Below are 3186 nucleotides of genomic sequence, written 5' to 3'. Positions count from 1 at the left end.
CGCGCTTGCTGCAAGTGGGGGAATGGAGGTGTCCGAACTGCCCCGGAGCGTACCGAATCGTGGAGGGCCCCAATCCCCAGTTGCGCTGGTGGCCCGTCCGCATGGGAAAGGCGACCGGCCCCGGGCGCGCGTTCGTGGAACGGTATCCGCTCTATTATCTGGAGCCCATCGCGAAGGCTTGAACAACGTCGAACGCTGGAGGCGGTTCGCTCGGGAGCGTAGCGGGGGAGTGCCGCGCTCCCGGTCTGATCTTCGATCCCATCAGCGCCGGCGCGGTCCTCCGGCAGCCCAGACGTCGATCGTGGCCGGATCTGGCGTCCAAAGCCGGGCGCGGCGCCGCTCCTCGTGCAGCAGGCGCAGGATGAGTTCCGGCGAGAGCACGAAGATCCGGTCGGCCTCTTCGGCGATCCAGCGATGCCCCACGCCATCCAGTTGACCGTGGCCTCGGACCGCAATGTCTCCCTTCATCAACCCCGTTGCGAGGTATTCGGTTCTCCCGCCGCCTCGGATGCAGAGACTGAGCTGGCCGACATCGTCGACCATGATTTCGGAGGTGCCGCCGCAGGTCGCGAACGAGCTGGGCTGCGGCGACAGGCTCCGAAAGGCACGCAGCGCCTCGTTCGGGAGCGCATCAAACGGCCGGAAGGCGGGGCCATGCGGCACTGTCAGCGTATGGCTTGGGCGCCGCCACAGCCGCACGTCGTTGCGTGCGACCGACAGCAGAAGCTTGCCCGTCCCGTCAAACGCCAGCCGCTCGAACGCGATGTTCAATCCGTCCGAATGGTTTACGCCCCGGAGCTGGCCGACCGGAACAGCATCAGCGGACGAGTACACAGTCGCGACACCCGAGCGCCGCGCGAGCACAATCAAATCACCGGACGGCGGGACCCCGATCGCGTCCGTTGCGCGGCTGCGTTCAATCGCGCTGCTCGCGCCCGTTTCCAGGTCTAGGAGCCGGGTCCATCCGTCGGTTGATGCCGCAATCACTCGCCCATCGGGGAGAAAACGTAGCCGCCCGCCCGAGTCGAAGCCCGGGCTCATGGGCAGCGGAGCCACTCGCAGGCGCGCACCCTCCATGCCCGTAGTGGTACCCGGCAGCCAGCCGACCGCGTCCGATACGCCTTGGACGGCACCGGCAAGGTAAACGGCGACCCGTCCATCGCGCGACGAGACGTCGACGTCTACGGTGTGATACCCATTCGGGACGTCGATGCGCGCGGAAGCTCCGCGTGCATCGACGATCGCGATTACGGAGGGAAACTCCTGGGCTACGACAATTCCACCCTGGCTAAGGCAAGCGCTTCTGATTCCCAGACTCTCCACGCCAGCGGGAAGATCGAGGGTTCGCGCACCGCCCGTTCGTGGGTCCATCACATGCACCACCAATCGCCGGTCGCCCGCGAAGGCGGGCACGATCACCTCCCCTGAGGGACAAACGGTGGCGTCGAGGAACTCCCATTGGTGTGTCACGAGTGGGGCACCCTGTGGGCCTAGAAGGGTGACGTGGCCCTGCGTTCCCCGGCCATTCCACCCCGACCACACGACCAGGTTGCCGGTTGGGAGGAAACGGATCCGAGAGCCCGTTCTCGCTACCCTCGTGCGGTTGCCGGTGGAGAGATCCAGGAGGTGGAGCGATCCCTTGCCGTCCAGCCATGCGATGCGCCGGCCGTCGGCGGACAGATCCGCATCCGACGCTCCGTCGATCCGATGGCTGTACAGCCACGAGCCGGTGTTGAATGCCTTGAGCATTGCCGCTGCCGCCGTGGCATTCAGATCAGGCGACGCCATTTCGGCCATCTGAAGCGCAATGGTCGGATCCTGCTCGGCCAGAGCATAGCTTCCGTTGGCCAAGGCCTGTCGGCGGGCGGCGTCCCGTTCCCGGATTGCGTCCGCCTCGGCGCCCTCGGCTCTGACGCGCTGGCTGTCGGCGCGCGCTTGCTCCCGCTGCGCACGGATCTGGGCCGCCCGGGCGGAATCGCGCTCCTCCAGAGCACGCGCTTCTGCGCCCTCAGCACGTTCGCGTTCCGTATTTGCGACGTTTCTCTGGCGCTCCGCTTCAATACGCTGCCCGTCCGCGTCCGCACGTGCGTCACGCTCACGTACCGCCGCCCAGGCAGCACCGCCCGACGTTCCCAGCAGTAGAAGCCCGACCGTGATCGCCAGCCGGATCACCCGGCGCTGGCGGGCGACGTGCTCGTTGACCAGCTCATCTGGCGCGCGGTTCAGGATGAACCCTGCAATTTGAGCCACCGCGCTTAGAAATTCGATCGACGAGAGTCGCTGCTCATGGCTCATCGCCACGAAGGGCGCAAAGTTGACCACGAGCGGCCGTTTACCGGGCTTGACCAAGCACTGGTACACATCTTTCGTGACGGCGCACTCCGGAAGCTGCAGGACTTCATCTTCGGCTTGCTCGGATTGCCAGGGCGTGGTGCCACTGGCCAGCGCGATGCAGACGCGCTCCTTTCCGTGTCTGCCGACGAAGTGGGCCACCTCCCGCGGGATCCATGCGGACTTGGCAGCCTGGGGTGAGGCAAGCAGGATGAGCCTTTGGGACACATCGAGCGCGCGCTCGATGCCCGCCCACAGATCTGGATTGGCATCGAGATTAGTTTGGTCCCGAAACACGCGCATGCTCCGCAGCGAGAACAGTGGTCGCCCAAGACTTTCGAGCGCAAGCTGGATGGAGCGCGCGAGGCCTTGTTCTCCGGCGTGGCTATAGGAGATGAAGGCTTGGAAACCCTTGCCGCTTGTTGAACGGGTGGCGGTGGTCGGAGCCCACGGGCGGCTCGAAACACGTGGTGTATCGTCCCGGGGGCTTCTCACGTGGTTCATGAACGCGACCTCTTTCGATGGGTTGGACGAGAATGGGCCAGGGTCGGACGTGTAGTGGTTCAGCCGAAATCAAACGATTCAGAATGCCGAGGGACCTTGATCGTCAATTTGAGAAGGATCGGGCAGGAGAAGGCCATTGTGCGTGTCGCGCCGGATCGCGTTGGTTTGGGGTCCTACCACTTTCGGTATGTTATACGATTTGACAACTTATGGGTAGATCATTGACATCTGCATCAGTTGTGTTGAGGATGGTGTGTACGGCACCTACATCTAATTTGCGTCATGCGCGTTTTCATCATCGGTGGGGTGACGACGGACCGGCGGAATCCCGGCCACACATCCTCCGGACGG

General features: G+C 64.5%; 1 protein-coding gene. It reads right to left on the bottom strand.

Going from position 1 to position 3186, the window contains the following annotated elements:
* Positions 1-261 precede the first annotated feature (261 nt).
* On the bottom strand, positions 262-2835 hold the full coding sequence (locus VIB55_RS18380) for a TIR domain-containing protein (RefSeq protein ID WP_331878127.1): 2574 nt from the start codon (positions 2833-2835) through the stop codon (positions 262-264).
* Positions 2836-3186: the final 351 nt, after the last annotated feature.

The sequence above is a fragment of the Longimicrobium sp. genome, assembly GCF_036554565.1.
In the GTDB taxonomy this organism is placed as follows: Bacteria; Gemmatimonadota; Gemmatimonadetes; order Longimicrobiales; family Longimicrobiaceae; genus Longimicrobium.
Note: the sequence above shows the minus strand (reverse complement) of the source record. Positions and strands in the feature narration are given on the sequence as shown.

Excerpts from the sequence above, each read along its gene's own strand:
- VIB55_RS18380 (WP_331878127.1), bottom strand. The coding sequence starts at position 2,835 with ATGAACCACGTGAGAAGCCCCCGGGACGATACACCACGTGTTTCGAGC.